Raw genomic sequence first — 20,547 nt, 5'->3', positions numbered from 1 at the left:
CAGGCCAGCGCAAACTTGGACAGGTAATGGCGAAGCTCGAATCCTACATTTTCGCACGCATGCTCAGGATGTCGCTGACCGCGCTCATTCCGGTGCTGGCGATCATCTGGACGACGCAGGTGCTGGGTCGGCTCAACCTGGTGACGAACAGCGGCCAGTCCATCTCTTCCTTCTTCATGCTCGCGACCTATCTGCTGCCGACGATTATCCCGATCGTGTTGCCGTTTGCTCTCTCGATCGGGGTGACGCAGACGCTCAACACGATGAATGTCGATTCCGAAATGGCGGTCATCGATGCAGCGGGAGCGCCGCGCAAGATGATCTACAAGCCGGCGCTCATCCTGGCAGCGCTCACCTGCGTGGTCTCCTTTACGGTCGATAACATGGTCGAACCGGTGTCACGGCTTGCAATGCGACAGACGATTGCCGCGGCCTACGCCGATCTTCTGTCGACCGTGATCGAAGAGAAGACCTTTCGCCGGATCGATGAGGGTCTCTATGTCGAGATTTCCGAACGAGGCCAGGGCCGCACCCTGAGAGGCCTCTTCGTCGCCGATTCGCGCGATCCACGTTTCGAGATGCTCTATTATGCCCGCGAAGGTGCCGTGGATGCCAAGGGCGGCACGCTGATCATGAAGGATGGTGAAATCCACCGCAAGACGCTCGAAGGCAGCGTTTCGGTGATCCATTTCGATTCCTACTCCTTCGATCTGTCGGAGCTATCGGAACAGAAGGGACAAGCCCGCCTCAAAGCCGGAGACCGCGATCTTCTTTTCCTGCTCAATCCGGACCTGTCGGACAGGGACTATCTCGCCCATCCCGCGGATTTCCGCGCCGAGCTCCATCGGCGGCTCACCGACTGGTTCTTTCCGGTTACCTTCGCACTGATGTCGCTGGTTGCCGCCGGTTCTTCGCATTCCAGCCGCGAGCTTGGCGTTCATCCGCTTGTCTATTCGCTCGGTTTCGGCTTCGTCTACCGTTGGCTGACATTCTTCCTCGCCGATCGCATCGAATCGGAAACCGGTACGCCGGAAGCGCTCTATCTGTTCGTCATCCTCACGAACATTGCTCTTGTAATGCTGCTGGTGCGGAAATCAGCGCGTCTCGGACGCCGGCGGATTATCCGTACCTCGCTTGAATTCTGCATGAGTGCCGTCACCCGGCTGCTCGCACGCTTCAAATCCGGTGGAAAGGTCGCCTGATGTTCTTCGGCACGCTGTTCCGCTATTTCCTGAAAAGGCACCTTCTGACGCTGATGTGGTTCTTCATCGGTGTCGCCTGCCTGATTTTCGTGATCGATTTCATCGAGACCTCTTCCATCAGCAGCGAAGTCGCAGGCTTCACGCTGCTCGATGGCGTGATTCTTACCCTTTTGCGGGTCCCGCTCCTGCTGCAGCAGACCCTCCCCTTCGTGCTGCTGATCGGCGGCATCACGGTGATGATCGCACTCAACAGACGCCAGGAACTGGTCGTCACCCGCGCGGCCGGCATCTCGGTGTGGCAATTCATCATGCCCTTTGTCACCGGCGCCATCATCACTGGTCTCATCGCCCTGTTCGTTCTCAACCCGCTTGCTGCCAACAGCATGCGGATGGCGACCGAAATGGAAGCGGATCTGCGCAGTTCCAAACAGATTGGCCACAAGGAAGAAACGATTCCCTGGCTGCGCCAGATTACCGAAACGGACGATGTCATTATCGGTGCCCAAAGCGTCGAGGACAATGGAACGACACTGCGCCAGGCCGTTTTCATCCATTTCGGACCCGATCACCGCATCATCATGCGGCAGGATGCCGATACGGCAAAATTGAAACATGGTTACTGGTTGCTTAACAAGGTCACTGAAGCGAAGCCGGGACAAATTCCGGTTGAACTCGAAACGACACAGGTCAGCACCAATCTGGAACAGGAATTCGTCCAGGAACGCCTAACCAAGCCCGATACCGTTGCTTTTCTCGACATACCGGCAAAAATCAGAGCCGCGCGCGCGCTTGGCGTCTCAACCTATGCGCTAGAAACCCAGTTCCATTCGCTGGCATCGATGCCATTCCTGCTCGTCGCCATGACTCTCATTTCGGCAACAGTGTCGTTAAAATTCTCCCGGTTCAATCAGTCGCAAGCTATGATTCTAGGTGGCGTGATTTCCGGCTTCATGCTTTATGTGATTTCCGTGCTCGTAAAAGCATTTGGAAGCAGCGGTGCTGTGCCTCCGTTCGTTGCCGCCTGGATTCCGGTCGTGGTCGCAATGTTCTTGGGCTCCACGATATTGCTGCACCAGGAGGATGGTTAGTGGCGGCAGGCAACCGCAAGGTCGAATCACATTGGCGTACCGCTCTGCTTGCAGGCGCGGCAACGGCTGTGCTTGCGCTTCTGCTGGGTAACCCGGCTCAGGCCCAATCCGCCCCCGAGGATGATTCCAAACTGCTTCTGACCTCGTCAGAGCTCGTCTACGATCAGGATTCCCAGAAGGTCGTCGCAGTCGGCGGCGTGCAGATGAACTATAATGGCTACAAACTCGTGGCCAAACGCGTCGAGTACGACCAGAAGTCCGGTCGCATGATGGCGATCGGCGATATCGAATTCATCGAACCCGGCGGCAACCGGGTCTATGCCGACAAGCTCGATGTGACCGACGATTTTGCCAATGGCTTCGTCGAGGCGCTCAGGATCGAGACCGTCGATGATACCAGGCTCGCAGCGCCGCGCGCCGAGCGGATCAACGGCGAGGAAATGGTCCTCTACAACGGCGTTTACACCGCCTGCAAACCCTGCGCCGAAAATCCCGGCAAGGCGCCGCTCTGGCAGGTGAAGGCGCAGAAAGTCATTCAGAACGGCAAAACGCACACGATCCGGCTCGAAAATGCCCGGTTCGAACTGTTCGGTCAGCCGATCGCTTTCCTTCCGGTGCTTCAGGTTCCGGATCACACGGTCAAGCGCAAGTCCGGCTTCCTGTTCCCGAAGATGAGTTCGGCCGAAAATCTCGGTTTCGGCTTCAGCATCCCCTACTATCAGGTCATATCGGATACGATGGATGCGACCGTCACCACCACCGGCTATACGAAGCAGGGTGTTCTGCTCGAAGCCGAGTTCCGGCAGAAGTTCGAGCTCGGCATGCACACGCTCAGGGTCGCGGGCATCAACCAGCTCAATGCGGATGCCTTCACCTCCGGCACAAGCGATGCACTCGTCAACGAACGTGGCATGATCGCCTCGAAGGCCGAGTTCGATTTCAACGAGCGCTGGAAGCTCGGCTGGGATGTGATGGTCCAGTCGGACAACAACTTTGCCCGCACCTATTCGATCGATGGTCATAGCGATCCGGTCAATACCAATCAGATCTACCTGACCGGTATCGGCGAGCGGAACTTCCTCGATGTTCGCAGCTATTATTTCGATGTGCAGGATGCCGATTCGACGAACCTCGCCGAGCATCAGCAGGCAGTGGTTCATCCGGTCGTGGACTATACCTACTATAGCCCGCAGCCGATCCTCGGCGGCCAGCTGAGCATCACCACGAATTTTACCAGTCTGTCGCGCACGACCACGGATTATTACAATGTGATCAACCGGAATGCGGTTACCGACCGTTTCCGGGGCCTTGCCGGCAATTCGAGCCGGTTCACGTCCGAGGCAGAGTGGAAGCGGACCTTCATTACGCCGTTCGGCCTGTCGCTCACCCCACTTCTTGCCGCGCGCGGCGACGGGTTCCAGCTCAATACGAACAATCCGTACAAGAACCGCTACGACGGTGACTTCTATAGTGACAGCAACGCGACACGCTCGATGCTGACGGCCGGGCTCGAAGCGCGCTATCCGATCCTGATGACGACCGACAATTCGACCCATATCATCGAGCCGGTCGTTCAGATTTATGCGCGCCCCGATGAGCAATATGCCGGCGGCCTGCCGAACGAGGATGCGCAGAGCTTCGTGTTCGATGCGACGAACCTGTTCGAGCGTGACAAGTTCTCGGGCTATGACCGTGTCGAAGGCGGAACGCGCATGAATGCCGGTATCCGCTATACCGGTACATTCGACAGCGGCTATACGCTCAAGGGTATTGTCGGCCAGTCCTTCCAGCTTGCTGGCGAAAACTCCTTCGCCTCGGCAGATCTCGTCAATGTCGGCGCCGATTCCGGACTTGAGACGAAGCGGTCCGATTATGTCGGCGCGGTCGGCGTTTCGGCTCCCAACGGCCTGTCGGTGACGCTTGGCGGTCGGGCGGACGAGAAGGATCTCAGCATCCGTCGCTCGGATGCGACGCTCGCCTACAACAGCAAGATCCTTCAGACCGAAATCACCTATTCGCAGATCGCCGCGCAGCCGGACTACGGCTTCCCGAACGACAATGACGAGATCCAGACGACGAGCGCGATCAAGATCAAGGACAACTGGAGCGTCTTCGGTTCGATGACCTGGGACATCAATCGCTCGATGGCGACCCGGCGCGGAATCGGTTTCAGCTATGACGACAGCTGCACCGTCTTCTCGATCGGTTTCAACCAGACCCGCGATATTGCCGACACTTCGGCCAATGACTGGGAGATCGGTGCAAGATTGAGCTTCCGCACCCTGGGCGACGTCACTGTTGGCGATTCCAGCCTCTACAACAACCAATGACATTGTTTTGCCGCATGGAATGTGCAATTCCAGCAACTGGCTTTATTCAAGCTGACTGAAAAGGCAAAAGGGAGAGTGTTCGGATGCCGAAAACGGCTAAAATGCGTTCAATGATCGTTGGCTTGGCTGCTGCCTTGCTGGCCGTCTATGCGACGCCGGCCACCGTGAGCGTCGCCGAAGCTGCCTCGCAGATCGCAGCTGTGGTCAATGGAACCGTCATTACCTCGTCGGATGTCGCCAAGCGCGTCGCTTTCCTCAGGCTGCGCCGTACCGGCGGCAACCTGCAGGCCAAGGCAAAGGAAGAGCTGATCGAAGAGGTGCTGATGCGCGCCGAGATCATTCGCACCAACTCTTCCGTCAGCCTGGATGATGTCAACGCGGCCTTTGCCCGCTTTGCCTCCGGCAACAAGCTCTCGATTGCACAGCTGAACCAGATTCTCAGCCAGTCGGGTGTCACCGCCGAGCATTTCAAGGCCTATATCGGCATACAGATGAGCTGGCCTCGTGTGGTTCAGGCCCGCTATGGCGGCGGCCGCATGTCCAACCAGGATCTGGTGGCCCGCATGAAGGCCAACAATGGCAAGAAGCCGACCACGACAGAGTATATGCTTCAGCAGATCATCTTCGTCGTGCCGGAATCCAAGCGCGCCAAGATTACGGGCAAGCGCAAGTCGGAGGCGGAAGCCTCGCGGAAGAGCTATCCCGGCTGCGATCAGGGCAAGGTGTTTGCGGCCAACTACCGTGATGTATCGGTCCGTGATCTCGGACGCATTCTCGCTCCCCAGCTTCCGGAAGATTGGAAGCCGCTGATCGAGAAGACCGATCAGGGCGGCACGACCGGAACCCGAGTCACCGAAAAGGGCGTCGAGTTCATCGCGGTCTGCAAGAAGCGCGAAGTCTCCGACGACATGGCCGCGCAGATCGTCTATCAGGCCGAAGATCTCAAGCAGGCCGAGAAGGATGGCGCCAACGCCGACAGCCGCAAATATATCGAAGAGCTGCGCAAGAAGGCGCAGATCGAAACGCGCTGATCATGCCCGCACGGCTTTTGGCGCCGTTGGCGCTTTCCCAGGGAGATCCGGCCGGCATCGGGCCGGATCTTGCGTTGATGGCCTGGCTGGCACGCGATCGCGCGGGGCTGGCGCCCTTTGTCTATATCGGCGCTGCCGATGTTCTCCGGCACCGGGCTTCTCAACTCGGCCTCTCTGTTCCCATCGTTGAAACCGACATCGACGCGGCTTCTGGCCTGTTTTCCGAAAGCCTGCCGGTTCTCTCCACCGGCACCATGCCGCATGTGGTCGCCAGCAAGCCCGACTCCGCCTCTGCCGCCCAGACGATCCGCGCCATCGAATTGGCCGTTTCACTGACGATGGCCGGCAAGACGTCGGCGACCGTTACCAACCCGATCGCCAAATCCGTGCTCTATGCCGCCGGCTTCGGCTTTCCGGGCCATACCGAATTTCTCGCGGATCTCGCCTCGCAAGCGACCGGAACCTCGGTCATGCCGGTGATGATGATTGCCGGGCCGGAACTGCGCACGGTTCCCGTCACCATCCACATTCCGTTGCGCGACGTTCCCGAAGCCCTGACCGAGCAACTGGTCTATGATACCTGCCGCATCACGGCGATGGATCTGAAATCGCGCTTCGGCATCGCAAACCCGCGTCTCGCTGTTTCCGGCCTCAACCCGCATGCCGGTGAAAACGGTACGCTGGGAAGCGAGGATGATGCAATTGTGGCGCCGGCGATCGGACGGCTCCGAGCGGAGGGGATCGATGCGTTCGGCCCCCTGCCCGCCGATACGATGTTCCACAAGGCTGCGCGCGAAACCTATGATGTCGCGATCTGCATGTATCACGACCAGGCCCTCATTCCCGCCAAGGCCCTCGGCTTCGATGACGGCGTCAATGTAACGCTTGGCCTGCCCTTCATTCGCACGTCGCCCGACCACGGAACCGCCTTTTCGCTGGCTGGAACAGGCAAGGCGCGCCCATCGAGCCTCATTGCTGCTCTCAGGATGGCGGCCGACATGGCCGCCAACGGAGCCACCTGATGGCAGCGCTCGACGGATTGCCGCCGCTTCGCGAGGTCATTGCCCGCCACGGGCTCGATGCGCTGAAGTCGCTCGGCCAGAACTTTCTCCTCGATCTCAACGTCACCCAGAAGGTCGCGCGGCAGGCCGGCCGGCTGGAGGATGCGACCGTCATCGAAGTTGGACCCGGGCCCGGCGGCCTCACGCGCGCGCTGCTTGCCCTCGGTGCCCGGCATGTCATCGCCATCGAACGCGACCGTCGCGCGATCCCTGCCCTGCAAGAGATCGCCGATTTCTATCCGGGTCGGCTCACCATAATCGAAGGCGACGCGCTGGAGACCGATTTTGCCACCCTTGCAACGGGGGATGGACCGGTGAAGATCGTCGCCAACCTTCCCTACAATATCGGCACGCAATTGCTGGTGAACTGGCTCACCGGTCCCTGGCCGCCCTTCTGGTCGTCGCTGACGCTGATGTTCCAGAAGGAAGTGGGGCAGCGCATCGTTGCCGAAGCCGGCGACAATCATTACGGACGGCTCGGCGTTCTCTGCGGCTGGCTGACCCATGCCGAGATGATGTTTGATCTTTCGCCGCAGGCCTTTACGCCACCGCCGAAAGTCACCTCCACCGTGGTGCATCTCGAACCGCGGAAGACAATCATTCCCTGCCGTCTCGACCTGCTGGAGCGGGTCACGCATCATGCGTTCGGCCAGCGCCGGAAGATGCTCAGGCAGAGCCTCAAGCCCCTGGGTGGCGAAGCCTTGCTTGCCAGGGCCGGGATCGACCCCGCACGGCGGGCGGAAACGCTGTCAGTCGAAGAATTCTGCCGGATCGCCAACCTGCTCGATTGAGGCAAAAGCGAAAGGCCAGGATCCCGAAGGACCGTGGCCTCATTGCTTCGTTTGTCCGGCTCTCAGAAAAATTCGACGTCGGATGCCTTGAGATCGCTGAGGCGCATGTTATCGAGGAACAGCTTTGCGCCGCCGAAATCGAAGACAAGATCCTCATTGGAGGATGTGGCCAGCGCCACGAGTTGCTTGAAGGAAGAGACGCCGAGCGCATCGTCGATGCGCAGCGTATCGTCTCCGATGCCAAAATCATCGATTTTCGTCGTGCCGCCCGAAAAGAGGAAGGTATCGTCGCCAAAGCCGCCTTCGAGCTTGTTGTTGCCGACACCGCCGTCGAGAATGTCGTTGCCGCTGCCGCCTTCCAGCTTGTCAGCACCGGCGCCACCATAGATCTTGTCGTTGCCGGCAGCCCCTTCCAGTATGTCATCGCCACCGAGACCGAAGATCGTGTCGTTGCCACCCTTGCCGTCAATCTTGTCCGAGTTGCCTGTGCCGACGAGCCTGTTGTTGCCGCCGTCGCCCTGCTTGATCGCCATCTCGTCTCTCCTATCGCTGATGTGATTCCGTCAATAAGAGGAACCTAAAGCAGCATTGCTGACAACCGGTTGATTGCGGTTGTCAGCAGACTGTCAGCGATCGATCAAGGGAGGAAACGTCTCTGCAGACCAGAGGTCAGGCGATCAGTTCGGAAACGAAGTCGAACAGGCCGTGGCGACGATCGCGGCGCAGGCGCTCGGCCTCGACGATCGATTTCACGGCTGAGAAGGCGCGGTCGAGATCGTCATTGACGACCACATAGTCATATTCGAGCCAGTGGCTGATTTCGGCACGCGCATTGGCAAGCCGGGTCGCGATCACCTCGGCACTGTCTTCGGCACGGCGATTGAGGCGCGACTGCAACTCCTCCATGGTCGGCGGCAGGATGAAGATCGACACGACATCGGCCGACATCTTCTCCTGCAACTGCTGGGCGCCCTGCCAGTCGATATCGAACAGCATGTCACGGCCTTCGGAGAGCGCAATTTCGGCCTCTTCGCGCGGCGTGCCGTAGAAGTTGCCATGCACCTCGGCCCATTCGAGCAGCGCATCGCTGTCGCGCAGGCGCTCGAATTCCTTGTGGCTCACGAACTTGTAGTGAACGCCCTCGATCTCGGACGGACGCCGCTTGCGGGTCGTCACGCTGACCGACAGCGACATCTTCTGGTCTTTCTCGAGAATGTTGCGGGCGATGGTCGATTTGCCCGCGCCGGATGGCGAAGAGATCACCAGCATCAAACCGCGTCGCGCGATCTCGATGTGGCCCCGATCCGGCTTGCTCATTCTCTTACTCCAGATTTTGAACCTGTTCGCGAAACTGGTCGATGACGACCTTCAGTTCGATCCCCGCTGCCGTCACCGCGGCACTGTTCGATTTAGAACAAATCGTATTCGATTCGCGATTGAATTCTTGTGCCATGAAATCAAGCTTGCGTCCGATCGGCCCACCTCTGGCGATCAGATCACGCGTCGCGGCGATGTGGGCGCCGAGCCGGTCGAGTTCCTCGCGGATATCGGCCTTGGTGGCCAGAAGCGCCACTTCCGTATGCAGCCTGTCGCGATCGAGATTACCAGCCGCTTCGATCAGCGCTTCGACCTGGACACGCAGCCGTTCGCGGATCTGGTCCGGAGAGCGCGACGTGTCGCTTTCGATGAGGCCAGCCAGGGTCTCGATCGCCGTCACCTGGGAGAGAAGCACCGCGCCGAGTGCTGCCCCTTCCGCCTCGCGCATCTTCCGCATCGAGGCACAGGCTTCAGCCAGCCCCTCCAGCACCGACCGGTCGAGCGCCTCGATTTCCTCGGGCTCTTCGGCAGCATCGCGGAAATCCACCACTCCCCGCAGCCCGAGCAGCGTGTCGAGCGCCATCGGCGCAGGATCGATCAGGTCGCCCAGTTCGTGGCGCAAAGCCAGCACCGCATCGAGAGCCGGACGGTTGATCACCGCAGTCACACGGCTTTCGACCGATTGCACCGTCAGCGATGCCTGGATATTGCCGCGGGCGAAATCGGCGGACAGGAGCCGCCTTGCATCGGCTTCCAGCCGCTCGAATCCAGTCGCCAGGCGCAACCGCACATCAAGCCCCTTGCCGTTGACCGACCGCAGTTCCCATGCCCATTGATAGCGGCCGGAGCGGCCGTCCACACGGGCAAAGCCGGTCATTGATTGCAGTGGCATGCCAGCATCTCCCCTGTCCGCGGCCGGACGCTTAATTCTGTGACGGCTGTTGGGCAGGTTCGGTGGTCTGACCTTCCTCGGCGGCCTTCGCCTCATTGGCCTTGCGCTCGGCTTCCAGTTTCCGCCAGCGCTTCACGTTCGCATTGTGGTCGTCAAGCGTCTCGGCGAACACATGGCCACCGGTGCCATCGGCAACGAAATAGAGATATTTCGTCTTCGAGGGATTGGCGACCGCCTGCAGCGCAGCCTTGCCGGGATTGGCGATCGGCGTCGGCGGCAGCCCCTTGATCACATAGGTGTTGAAGGGCGTTTCCTTGTCGATATCCGAGCGCAGGATCTCGCGGCCTTCCGGACGGCCCTCGCCGCCGAACAGGCCGTAGAGGATCGTCGGGTCCGATTGCAGCCGCATGCCCTTGTTGAGGCGGTTGATGAAGACGGAAGCCACCTGGGGACGTTCGTCCGCCTTGCCGGTTTCCTTTTCCACGATCGAGGCCAGCGTCACCAGTTCGGACTTGTCCTTGATCGGCAAGTCGGTATCGCGGTTCTCCCACACTTCATCGATGAGCCGCGCCTGTGCCGCCTTCATCTGATCGACGATCGTCGTGCGGCGGCTGCCGCGGGTAAACTTGTAGGTATCCGGACGCAGGCTTCCTTCCGGCGGCAGGTCGACGGGAAGATCGCCTTCCAGCACATCGTTCTCGGCCAGGCGGCGGAAGATCTGCTTGACCGTTAGCCCTTCCGGTATCGTCACCGAATACTGGATCGACTTGCCCGAACGCAGGAGTTCCATGACTTCGAGCATGGAAGAATGCGCCTTGATCGCATATTCGCCATGCTTGAGGCTCTCGCCATCGAGAAGATGCTGGGAGATCAGCTTGAAGATCCGGCCTTGCGATACGATGCCGCGGCGTTCGAGATCATTGCCGATCTCGTTGATGCCCGCGCCTTCGCGAACAAGGAAATTGCTATCAGTTTCCAGCGGTCCTGGGGCCTGGTATTCGCGGAAGGCATAGACGACGATAACCACCGCAGCGATCGTCACCAGCGTGACGATGCTCATCAGGAAGTTCATGAAGATGACGACCTGACTGCGTGCCTTGCGCGAACGCTTGGGCGGCACCGGAACCTTCTCCGGTCGCAGGGCTTCCTTCGGCGAAACGGGAATGATGCGGGTCGGCTGCCCAGCTTCTCCGTCCTGCCTTTGTGCGCCACCATTCGATGTTTGGTTCGGATCGGTCAAACTTGGCCCTCAATTCTACACAGAATCGCTCATGCCATTCCTCTTGGAACGCCATTGCGGCAGAAACAGGAAACGGTCGCACCTTCGCGCGGCCGGATTTCGGGTCAGGCGCTGTAGCGCTTCAGCACGATGGAGGCGTTCGTGCCGCCGAAGCCGAAGGAATTCGACAAAGCAACATCGACCTTGCGCTTGCGCGCAACCTTGGGAACCAGGTCGATCTTGGTTTCGACTTCGGGATTATCGAGATTGAGCGTCGGCGGAACCACTTGATCCCGGATCGCGAGCGTGGAGAAGATCGCTTCGATGGCGCCGGCAGCTCCAAGCAGATGGCCGGTGGCCGACTTGGTGGACGACATCGAGACATTGGCGGCATGATCGCCGACAAGGCGTTCGACAGCCCCGAGTTCGATCGTATCGGCCATCGTCGATGTGCCATGAGCATTGATATAATCGACGTCAGACGCATCAAGGCCGGCACGCTTCAGGGCCATGCGCATGCAGCGTTCTGCGCCTTCGCCGTTTTCCGACGGGGCGGTGATGTGGAAGGCATCGCCGGAAAGGCCGTAGCCGACCACTTCGGCATAGATCTTGGCGCCACGCGCCAGCGCATGGTCCAGCTCTTCCAGCACAACGATACCGGCACCCTCGCCCATCACGAAACCGTCACGATCCTTGTCATAGGGACGCGAGGCGCGCTGGGGCTCATCATTATAGGCGGTGGAGAGCGCCTTGCAGGCGGCAAAGCCGGCAAGCGAAATGCGACTGACCGGGCTTTCGGTGCCGCCGGCGACCATCACATCGGCATCGCCAAGCGCAATCAGGCGGGCCGCATCGCCAATGGCGTGGGCGCCGGTCGAACAGGCGGTGACGACCGAATGGTTCGGGCCGCGCAGCTTGTGGCGGATCGAAACCTGGCCGGAGGCCAGATTGATCAGACGGCCGGGAATGAAGAAAGGAGAAACGCGACGGGCACCCTTGTCGCGCAGCGTATAGCCCGCTTCGACGATGCCTTCGACGCCACCGATGCCGGATCCGATCAGAACACCGGTCATCACCTGGTCTTCGTCGGTTTCCGGATGCCAGTCGGCATCATTGAGCGCCATTGTGGCGGCAGCCATGCCATAAACAATGAAAGGATCGACCTTGCGCTGTTCCTTGGGCTCCATCCAGTCATCGGCATTATACGTGCCGTTGGAACCGTCGCCGAAGGGAATGCGGCATGCGATCTTGGCCGGAAGATCCTCGACCTCGAATTCAGTGACGCGGCGTGCGCCGTTTTTTCCGGCCAGAAGATTGGCCCAGGTTTCCTCGGCACCGCATCCAAGCGGGGTCACCATGCCGATACCCGTGATCACCACGCGCCTCATGGTCAGATCTCCACCCTAAGTTTTTTCTGTTTCAAGATGGCAATACGCCGGATATCTGGCAAGATATCCGGCGTATCGTCAAACGCAAGGATCAGGCCTGAGCCTTCTCGATGAACTTCACGGCGTCGCCGACGGTCAGGATCGAGTCAGCGGCATCGTCCGGAATTTCAACGCCGAATTCTTCTTCGAAGGCCATGACGAGTTCGACCGTGTCGAGGGAGTCAGCACCCAGATCGTCGATGAAGCTGGCGCTTTCGCTGACCTTGTCGGCGTCCACGCCGAGGTGGTCAATCACAATTTTCTTTACGCGTTCTGCGATATCGCTCATGTCGGTTTCCTCGACCTTCGTCTCTCTGTTCGCGCCCTTCTGGCGACGATACCCCGATAACACCGCCTCACCCTCAATGAGCAAGAGCGGCAGCTCCGTTTAGCTCCTCCATCCGCGAAAATCCAGACATGGCTATTCGTGGGCCGGGCAGAGCAAGCAAGGACTGCACTCAGTCACTCGCGGCTTAACACGGTTTAATCGCCGCGCAAAGCCAGAAAATGAGCCGTTCCAGCATGGTCAACAAGCGTTTTCAATCGCCGTCGCGGCCCGTTTGGTACCGGTCGATCCGTCGCCGGATCGACTGGAAATCCCAATCTCAAAGCATCGCCATGCCGCCATTGACATGCAGCGTCTGGCCCGTGACGTAGCCCGCTTCTGTCGAGGCGAGATAGACGACGGCAGTCGCGATATCGCTGCCGACGCCCATCTTCTTCATCGGAATGGTCGAGAGAACCGCTTCGCGCTGTTTCTCGTTCAGCTTGTCGGTCATGGCCGATTCGATGAAGCCCGGCGCCACACAATTGACCGTAATGCCGCGGGTGGCGATTTCCTGGGCAAGCGACTTCGAAAAGCCGATCATGCCGGCCTTGGATGCGCAATAGTTCGCCTGGCCCGGATTGCCGATCACGCCGACAACGGAGGTGATGTTGATGATGCGGCCGAAGCGACGCTTCATCATCGGTTGGGTCAGTTCGCGCGTCAGCAGGAAGGCGGCGGTGAGATTGACTTCCAGCACGGAATCCCAATCTGCGTCGCTCATGCGCATCATCAGCCCGTCCTTGGTGATGCCGGCATTGTTGACCAGAATATCGACCCCGCCCATGTCGGCTTCCGCCTTCTGGGCAAGCGCCTTCACTTCCGCGCGGTCGGACAGGTTTGCCGGCAGAACGAACACGCGGTCGCCGAGTTCGGCGGCGAGTGCCTCGAGCTTTTCGCGGCGGGTGCCGTGCAGGCCCACGACTGCACCGCGCGCATGCAGCATGCGCGCCACATCTTCGCCAATCCCGCCACTTGCGCCGGTCACAAGGGCCTTGCGACCCGTCAAGTCAAACATCATCTTTTCCTTTTCGTTTCAGGCGCTGAGCGCAGCAAGGGCGGCATCGATGTCGGCCGGCGTATTGACCGCAACGCCCGTGACATTCTTGTCGATCCGGCGAGCAAGACCGGTCAGGACCTTGCCCGAACCGATTTCATAAAGTGTGGTCGCGCCATTGGCGCCGAACCATTCGACCGTTTCGCGCCAGCGAACCTGGCCGGTGACCTGCTCCACCAGAAGCTTGACGATTTCGGAAGCGGCGGTCACCGGTACGGCGCGCACATTGGCCACCACCGGCACCACCGGATCCTTCGCCTCGACCTTGGCGAGCGCCTCGGCCATGGCTGCGGCAGCAGGCGCCATCAGCGACGAATGGAACGGCGCGGAGACCGGCAGCAACAGCGCGCGCTTGGCACCCTTGGCGGAGGCAAGCGCACATGCCTTGTCGACCGCTGCCTTCTCGCCGGAAATCACCAGCTGGCCACCGCCATTGTCATTGGCAATCTGGCAGGCGCCTTCGGCTGCAGCTTCGCCGCAGACGGCTTCAACATCTGCATGTTCTAGTCCGATGATCGCCGCCATGGCGCCCTTGCCGGCCGGAACGGCCGCCTGCATCGCATTACCGCGAATGCGCAGAAGACGCGCCGTATCGGCCAGCGAGAAAGTGCCGGCCGCACAGAGCGCGGAATATTCGCCGAGAGAGTGACCGGCGACATAGGAAACCTTCGACGCAAGATCGAGACCCTTGGCCTTCATCACACGGATTGCCGCGATCGAGACGGCCATCAGCGCCGGCTGGGCGTTCGCCGTCAGCGTCAGCGTTTCTTCCGGACCGTTCCACATGATGTCGGTAAGCTTTTCGCCCAGCGCGTCATCGACTTCCTCGAAAACCGCGCGTGCTTCGGCATAGTCATCGGCCAGAGCCTTGCCCATGCCGACGGCCTGGCTACCCTGTCCCGGAAACGTGAATGCGACCGCCATTGGCGTTCTCCCTTGGTGCTTTTTGCTTTCCCATTCACGCAATCTTGCAATGAGTCAAGGTTCGAAGGCCTGTCGCGCCCCGCTTTTTCCAGCGAAAATCGGCGCTGACAGGGTTGTCTTGTCATCAATTAACCCTACATTGCGCCGGTTTCGCACTGCAGGATAAATCGAATGAAATTGAACAAGCTCGGCCGCACCGATATTTCCGTCTCCGAAATCTGCCTCGGCAGCATGACCTGGGGCAGCCAGAACAATGAGGCAGAAGCCTTCGAGCAACTCGACTATGCCGCCGATGCCGGGGTGAACTTCATCGATACGGCCGAACTCTATCCGACAACGCCACTCTCTGCCGATACCCAGGGCGACACCGAACGTTTCATCGGCAACTGGATGGCGGCACGGGCCAATCGCGACAAGATCGTGCTCGCGACCAAGATCACCGGGCCGGGCCGCTCCTATATCCGCAGCGGTGTGCCGATCGATCGTCACGAAGTCGAAAAGGCGATCGATCTCAGCCTCCAGCGTCTGCAGACGGACTATATCGATCTCTACCAATTGCATTGGCCCAATCGCGGCCATTATCATTTCCGACAGGCCTGGAACTACAAGCCGGAGAAGCAGGCGCCGACCGCCGACGTGCTTGCCAACATCCACGAGATCCTCGAGGCGCTCGATGTCGCGGTGAAGGCCGGCAAGATCCGGGCGATCGGTCTTTCCAACGAAACGACCTGGGGAACCATGCAGTTCCTGAAGCTCGCCGAACAGCATGGCCTGCCGCGGGTCGCATCGGTGCAGAACGAGTATAACCTGCTCTACCGGCCGCATGATCTCGATTTTGCCGAAGTGAGCCACCATGAAGATGTCGGCCTTCTGTCCTATTCGCCGCTGGCGGCGGGTCTTCTGTCGGGGAAATATCTCGATGGCAACCGTCCTGCCGGTTCGCGGGCCAGCATCAATGCCGATCTCGGTGGTCGCTTCCAACCGCTACAGGAGCCGGCTGTCCGCGCCTATGTCGAGATCGCCCGCAAGCATGGGCTCGATCCTTCGGCCATGGCGTTGGCCTGGTGCCTGACCAAGCCCTTCATGACATCGGTCATCATCGGCGCCACCAGCATGGAGCAGCTGAAGATCGACATCTCCGCAAAGGATATCGAGCTTTCCCGCGAGGTCCTCAAGGAAATCCAGGCCGTGATCCGCATGTATCCGATGCCGATCTGATCAAGACCGAAAACCTCTTACAATTCGATGGCGCGCAGCGAAAGTTGTGTGCCATTTTTTATGACCCTTTTGCTTATGGACGAGACCCGTGGAGGCCGGGAGCGGCCTTCCAATGAAACCGGACATTCAACGACTATTCACGATATTTCCGCAATCAACCAAAAGTGGCTCATTCCACGCCGCTTTGCTTCCATTTTACTGGTGAAATTTACATTTTTCTAATTAGTCGATTTTATGAACGTCTATCACATTCTCAAAATTTATCCGATGCCATCCCCCTGGAGCCGTCCTTGCTTTCCACGCAACCTCGAAACACTGCGCTTCTGAGAAACAACGAAGGCAATCTCGCCATCATCGCCGCATTGGTCTTTGCCGTCATCATCATGGTGGCAGGTGGAGCGATCGACGCGAGCATGGCCTATGTCGAGCGCCGGCACATGCAGGAAGCGCTCGACGCCGCCGTTCTGGCCGCAACCAAGGAAGATGATGCGGCACGCCGGCGCACGAAGGCGATCAGCGTTCTCGATGCCAATCTTGCCGGTTTCAAAGCCGAACTGGCCCTGGCCGAAAGCCAGCCGACGAGCATGGGGGCGAAAACCGCGCTCGGTCTCGAAAAGAATGCTGATGGCAGCATCACGGGAACGTTGCGGCGTCCGCAGACCAACATATTCCTCGGCATTCTGGGATTGGATGAATTCTCCCTTGCCGTAAAATCGACTGCGATCGCCATTGCGTCTGCCGGCGGGCCGTGCATTACGGTTCTCGGCAGTTCCGGCCAGGATGTGCTGATCAATTCTGGAGCCAATGTGAAATCGGACAAATGCGAAATGCATGTCCATTCAACAGCAAATCCCGCCTTCATCATGAACAGCGGTTCGACAATCTCGCTGGCGAAATTCTGCGTCAAAGGCAAGAACTACATCAAGAACGGCGGTACGCTCAGCAATCTGGAGACGGGCTGCTCCGTCGCGGCCGATCCCTATGCCGGCAAGTTCACCGAGCCGACCGTTTCCTCGACCTGCACGACCAGTGGCTATTTCAACAGCTCGACGGTAACGATGCAGCCGGGCGTGCATTGCGCCACCGGTTTCAACGGCACTCCGACCATCACGTTTGCGCCAGGTCTGCACATCATCAAGGGCATGATGGTCATCAATTCCGGTGCGACCGTCATTGCCGATGGCGTGACCTTCTACTTTCCCGATACGTCGAGCGAAATCCGCGCCAATGGCAGTCTGAAATTTACGGCAACGGCGCCGACGAGCGGCACCTACAAGGGTGTGCTGATGTTCGAGAAGACCAGCAACGCCTCCAACAACGCCAACAAGACGCAATATATCTTCAACGGCTCGAAGGGCGAAACGCTCAAGGGCATCATCTATCTGCCCAATCGCAACGTGACCTACAATTCCACGACAAATGTGACAGCGCAGATCAGCATGGTCGTCAACCAGATCATCATGAACTCCGCATCCTGGACGATCGCACCCTTCGTCGACACATCGAGCACCAGCAGTGGCGGCGCGCGCCTGACGGAATAAAGCCCGGCCTGCTGCTCGGGCTTGCGGAAACCGGAACGCGCGATCGCTCCGGTTTCCCGATGTCTGTCAATGAACGCGGCCCAGCATATCCGTCACCATCCGGCGGGCAATCTCCTCCTCGCCCATCAGGACCAGATCAGCACCGGCCGACTTGAGGAATTCGACGCCCTCTTCCGTGTGTGCGCGTGCGACGACCCGGATCTGCGGATTGGTCGTCTTGGCCGCCTCCAGAATATGCGCCGCTTCGAACGGGTCGGGAATGGCGGAAAAGAGCCAGCTCGCCTCCTTGAGGTTGATATGTTCGAGCATGGTCTTTTCGCCGCAATGGCCGACAAAGACCTCGACACCCTTTTCGCGCAGACCTGCGACGAGCGCTTCTTCCTCTTCCACCACCACGAGCGGAATACCGCCAGCAAGCAGCCCTTCGCTGACACGGGAGCCGACACGGCCGTGACCGACGATGATGGCATGGCCCTGAAGACCGGTCGGACGTTCTTCGGCCTTTTGCGTCCCTTTGGGCTGCGGCTCCTGCGGCACAGGTTCCGGCGCTGGCTCGGACATCTTGTCGAGCGCAATGAACAGCAAGGGGTTGACGATAATCGAGACGATCGCACCGGCCACGATGAGGTCGCGCGCGTCTGTTCCAACGATCCCGAGCGACGATCCCAGAACGATCAGGATGAAGGAGAATTCGCCGATCTGCGCCAGGCTTACGGAAATCGTCATCGCCACCGTATGACTGTGGCCGAAAGCACGGACGATCCCGTAGGCAGCAGCCGACTTGCCCACCACGATGATCAGGATCGTCGCTAGCACCGTCAGCGGCTGCGAGACGAGGATCTCCGGATTGAACAGCATGCCGACCGAAACGAAGAAGAGAACGGCAAACGCATCGCGCAACGGCAGCGTTTCCTTGGCTGCCTGATGGCTCAGCTGGGATTCGGCAAGCACCATGCCGGCAAAGAAGGCACCGAGCGCAAAGGAGACGCCGAACAGTTTCGAAGAGCCGTAGGCGACGCCGATGGCGATTGCCAGAACCGAGAGCCGGAAGAGTTCGCGCGAGCCGGTATGGGCCACATAATGCAGAAGGGCCGGAATGGCCCGGCGACCGACAACCAGCATCAGGAGCACGAACAGGCAGACCTTGATCGCCGTCAGCAGGATCGTGCTCCAGAAGGCACCGAATCCGAAATTCAGGAACCAGGCCGGAATTGTCGTCACCTGCTCCTTGCCGCCCAGCATGCCGGCGAGCGGCGGAATGACGACCAGGGTCAGCACCATCACCAGATCTTCGACGATCAGCCAGCCGACCGCGATGCGCCCACGTTCGGTTTCGACCAGCCGCCGCTCCTGCAGCGCCCGCAACAGCACCACCGTGCTCGCAACCGACAGAGCAAGACCGAAGACGATGCCGGCGCCCATTTCCCATCCGGCAACCGCGGCGAGGCCCATGCCCATCAACGTCGCCACCGCGATCTGTCCGATCGCGCCGGGAATGGCGATCGATTTGACCGAGAGCAGATCCTTGAGCGAGAAATGCAGCCCGACACCGAACATCAGCAGCATGACGCCGATTTCGGCCAGTTCGGTTGCCAGTTCCTGATCGGCAACGAATCCCGGCGTAAACGGGCCGATGAGGATACCGGCCACAAGATAACCAACGATCGGCGACAGTTTCAATTTCTGGGCGACAAGCCCGAAAATGAGCGCAAGCCCAAAACCTGTGGCGAGAATGGCGATCAATGGTGTTTCGTGTGGCACGGGACCTCCTGAAGTTTCCTGAGATCAATGTAAGACAAGAGGAAAAATTTTAAATCCCCAACGTGCTGTTTATCGGACGATTTTTTCATTTTCTTGAATTTTTTCGCATTAAAGACCGAAAAACAGAGATTTCTTAAAAATTTTAGTTACACGAACAGAGCGCCGTGAAGCCTCACCAATTGCCTTCCGTCAATTTTTTGATCCGGATGCACCTGCTGCGCCCCGTGAAAACCGTCCGGTGGCTCCGCCCCCCCCGACACGACCTCTGCGGTCCGCGCAATTCTTTGGCCAAGGGGTTGCATTTGCCGGCTTTCCCTCATATAAGCCCGGCCATCAAACACCCGGTCATCTGGCTGGTGGCTGTACGGAAGGCCGGTTCGACGCATCGAACCGTGAGGGAACCAGAGGGTTCCGGCTTCCCGTGTCTCCGCTCTCGACCGTACGGAATTGACGCTTTTCTTGCCCGCGGGCTTGCCCGCAACCAAAGAACAGTCGTTGAGGCTTGGCGCCAAACCGGGTGGGATTGATGAAAACGCAAGAAAGGCAAAGTTTCATGGCTCTCTATGAACACATTTTCCTTGCCCGGCAGGATATCGCCGCTCCGCAGGTCGACGCTCTCGTCGAAACCTACAAGGGCGTGATCGAAGCCAACGGCGGCAAGGTTGGTCGTATCGAGAACTGGGGCCTCAAGTCCCTCACCTACCGCATCAAGAAGAACCGCAAGGCCTTCTACGTTCTCATGGACGTTGATGCTCCGGCTGCTGCCATGCAGGAAGTCGAGCGCCAGCAGCGCTACAACGAAGACATCCTGCGCTTCATGACCGTCAAGGTCGAAGCACATGAAGAAGGCCCGTCTGCCATGATGCAGAAGCGCGACCGTGACGACCGTCCGCGCCGCGAAGATGGCGACCGCCCGTTCCGTCCGCGTGAAGACCGTCCGCGTCGCGATGGCGACCGTCCGTTCCGTCCGCGCGAATCCTAAGGAGATCTGACAATGGCTGAATCCTCTTCCGCTCCGGCACGCCGCCCGTTCCATCGTCGTCGCAAGACCTGCCCGTTCTCGGGCGCCAATGCGCCGAAGATCGACTACAAGGACGTCAAGCTCCTGTCGCGCTACATTTCCGAACGTGGCAAGATCGTTCCCTCGCGCATCACTGCAGTTTCGCAGAAGAAGCAGCGCGAACTGGCGACCGCCATCAAGCGCGCCCGTTTCCTCGGCCTGCTGCCCTACGTCGTAGCGTAATGCGCCTTTCGGGAGCTTGACTCCCGGTCAACTGACTCTGGGGAAGGCGGAAGCGCCTTCCCTCTCCCTTCCACGGTGGGCGTGGATCGGAAATCAGAAATCCCATGTTGGGGACCTGAA

19 protein-coding genes are annotated in these 20,547 nt (G+C 59.5%); 10 read left to right on the top strand and 9 right to left on the bottom strand.

Annotated features, from left to right (window positions below; all coding sequences use genetic code 11):
- The first annotated feature begins 26 nt into the window (after positions 1-26).
- The 6 genes from Q4481_RS06905 (at position 27) to rsmA (ending at position 7,503) form a co-directional block, all read left to right on the top strand.
- Entirely contained in the window at positions 27-1,202 is a 1,176-nt protein-coding gene (locus Q4481_RS06905) for an LptF/LptG family permease (RefSeq protein ID WP_304375595.1), read from the top strand.
- The gene (lptG, locus tag Q4481_RS06900; RefSeq protein WP_304375594.1) at positions 1,202-2,290 is read left to right on the top strand and encodes an LPS export ABC transporter permease LptG; all 1,089 of its coding nucleotides are present in this window, start codon (positions 1,202-1,204) and stop codon (positions 2,288-2,290) included. The genes Q4481_RS06905 and lptG overlap by 1 nt, the downstream gene beginning before the upstream one ends.
- Positions 2,290-4,620, top strand: a complete 2,331-nt coding sequence (locus Q4481_RS06895; RefSeq protein ID WP_304375593.1) for an LPS-assembly protein LptD — start codon at positions 2,290-2,292, stop codon at positions 4,618-4,620. The genes lptG and Q4481_RS06895 overlap by 1 nt, the downstream gene beginning before the upstream one ends.
- 101 nt (positions 4,621-4,721) lie before the next feature.
- Positions 4,722-5,651, top strand: coding sequence for a SurA N-terminal domain-containing protein (locus Q4481_RS06890; RefSeq protein ID WP_435532491.1), 930 nt, complete (start codon positions 4,722-4,724; stop codon positions 5,649-5,651).
- A 2-nt stretch (positions 5,652-5,653) separates the two neighbouring features.
- A complete protein-coding gene (gene pdxA / locus Q4481_RS06885) occupies positions 5,654-6,673 on the top strand; it encodes a 4-hydroxythreonine-4-phosphate dehydrogenase PdxA (protein WP_304375591.1) in 1,020 nt (339 codons plus the stop codon).
- Positions 6,673-7,503 carry a 16S rRNA (adenine(1518)-N(6)/adenine(1519)-N(6))-dimethyltransferase RsmA gene (gene rsmA / locus Q4481_RS06880; RefSeq protein ID WP_304375590.1) on the top strand — a complete coding sequence of 277 codons (831 nt, stop codon included), beginning with the start codon at positions 6,673-6,675 and terminating at the stop codon, positions 7,501-7,503. The genes pdxA and rsmA overlap by 1 nt, the downstream gene beginning before the upstream one ends.
- A gap of 62 nt (positions 7,504-7,565) precedes the next feature.
- On the opposite strand, the gene Q4481_RS06875 is transcribed toward rsmA, so the two are convergent.
- The 8 genes from Q4481_RS06875 to fabD all read right to left on the bottom strand — a co-directional run bounded on the left by Q4481_RS06875 (position 7,566) and on the right by fabD (position 14,664).
- Complete coding sequence (locus Q4481_RS06875; protein WP_304375589.1) at positions 7,566-8,036, bottom strand: calcium-binding protein; 471 nt, start codon at positions 8,034-8,036, stop codon at positions 7,566-7,568.
- A 136-nt stretch (positions 8,037-8,172) separates the two neighbouring features.
- Positions 8,173-8,820 (bottom strand): guanylate kinase, encoded by a 648-nt coding sequence (gene gmk, locus Q4481_RS06870; RefSeq protein ID WP_304375588.1) that lies wholly within the window; start codon positions 8,818-8,820, stop codon positions 8,173-8,175.
- Between the two features lie 4 nt (positions 8,821-8,824).
- Complete coding sequence (locus tag Q4481_RS06865) at positions 8,825-9,712, bottom strand: YicC/YloC family endoribonuclease (RefSeq protein WP_304375587.1); 888 nt, start codon at positions 9,710-9,712, stop codon at positions 8,825-8,827.
- Positions 9,713-9,743: 31 nt separating this feature from the next.
- Entirely contained in the window at positions 9,744-10,952 is a 1,209-nt protein-coding gene (gene mltG, locus Q4481_RS06860) for an endolytic transglycosylase MltG (RefSeq protein WP_377353443.1), read from the bottom strand.
- 104 nt (positions 10,953-11,056) lie between these two features.
- On the bottom strand, positions 11,057-12,319 hold the full coding sequence (gene fabF, locus Q4481_RS06855; protein ID WP_304375586.1) for a beta-ketoacyl-ACP synthase II: 1,263 nt from the start codon (positions 12,317-12,319) through the stop codon (positions 11,057-11,059).
- A gap of 91 nt (positions 12,320-12,410) precedes the next feature.
- Complete coding sequence (locus Q4481_RS06850; protein ID WP_304375585.1) at positions 12,411-12,647, bottom strand: acyl carrier protein; 237 nt, start codon at positions 12,645-12,647, stop codon at positions 12,411-12,413.
- Positions 12,648-12,963: 316 nt separating this feature from the next.
- Positions 12,964-13,701, bottom strand: coding sequence for a 3-oxoacyl-[acyl-carrier-protein] reductase (fabG, locus tag Q4481_RS06845; protein ID WP_304375584.1), 738 nt, complete (start codon positions 13,699-13,701; stop codon positions 12,964-12,966).
- An 18-nt stretch (positions 13,702-13,719) separates the two neighbouring features.
- A complete protein-coding gene (gene fabD / locus Q4481_RS06840; protein WP_304375583.1) occupies positions 13,720-14,664 on the bottom strand; it encodes an ACP S-malonyltransferase in 945 nt (314 codons plus the stop codon).
- Between the two features lie 171 nt (positions 14,665-14,835).
- On the opposite strand from fabD, the gene Q4481_RS06835 reads away from it, so the two are divergent.
- A complete protein-coding gene (locus Q4481_RS06835) occupies positions 14,836-15,882 on the top strand; it encodes an aldo/keto reductase (RefSeq protein WP_304375582.1) in 1,047 nt (348 codons plus the stop codon).
- A 290-nt stretch (positions 15,883-16,172) separates the two neighbouring features.
- The gene (locus Q4481_RS06830) at positions 16,173-17,423 is read left to right on the top strand and encodes a TadE/TadG family type IV pilus assembly protein (protein ID WP_304375581.1); all 1,251 of its coding nucleotides are present in this window, start codon (positions 16,173-16,175) and stop codon (positions 17,421-17,423) included.
- Positions 17,424-17,489: 66 nt separating this feature from the next.
- Here the strand turns inward: Q4481_RS06830 and Q4481_RS06825 are convergent, their stop codons facing one another.
- Positions 17,490-19,184 (bottom strand): cation:proton antiporter domain-containing protein, encoded by a 1,695-nt coding sequence (locus Q4481_RS06825; protein ID WP_304375580.1) that lies wholly within the window; start codon positions 19,182-19,184, stop codon positions 17,490-17,492.
- Positions 19,185-19,737: 553 nt separating this feature from the next.
- Between Q4481_RS06825 and rpsF the strand changes: the two genes are divergently transcribed.
- Together rpsF and rpsR are read left to right on the top strand one after the other, a co-directional pair.
- Positions 19,738-20,166 carry a 30S ribosomal protein S6 gene (gene rpsF, locus Q4481_RS06820; protein ID WP_304375579.1) on the top strand — a complete coding sequence of 143 codons (429 nt, stop codon included), beginning with the start codon at positions 19,738-19,740 and terminating at the stop codon, positions 20,164-20,166.
- 12 nt (positions 20,167-20,178) lie between these two features.
- Positions 20,179-20,427, top strand: a complete 249-nt coding sequence (gene rpsR / locus Q4481_RS06815) for a 30S ribosomal protein S18 (RefSeq protein ID WP_304375578.1) — start codon at positions 20,179-20,181, stop codon at positions 20,425-20,427.
- Positions 20,428-20,547 lie beyond the last annotated feature (120 nt).

Source organism: Fluviirhizobium alvei (assembly GCF_030551875.1).
Lineage (GTDB): Bacteria > Pseudomonadota > Alphaproteobacteria > Rhizobiales > Rhizobiaceae > Rhizobium_E > Rhizobium_E alvei.
Note: the sequence above shows the minus strand (reverse complement) of the source record. Positions and strands in the feature narration are given on the sequence as shown.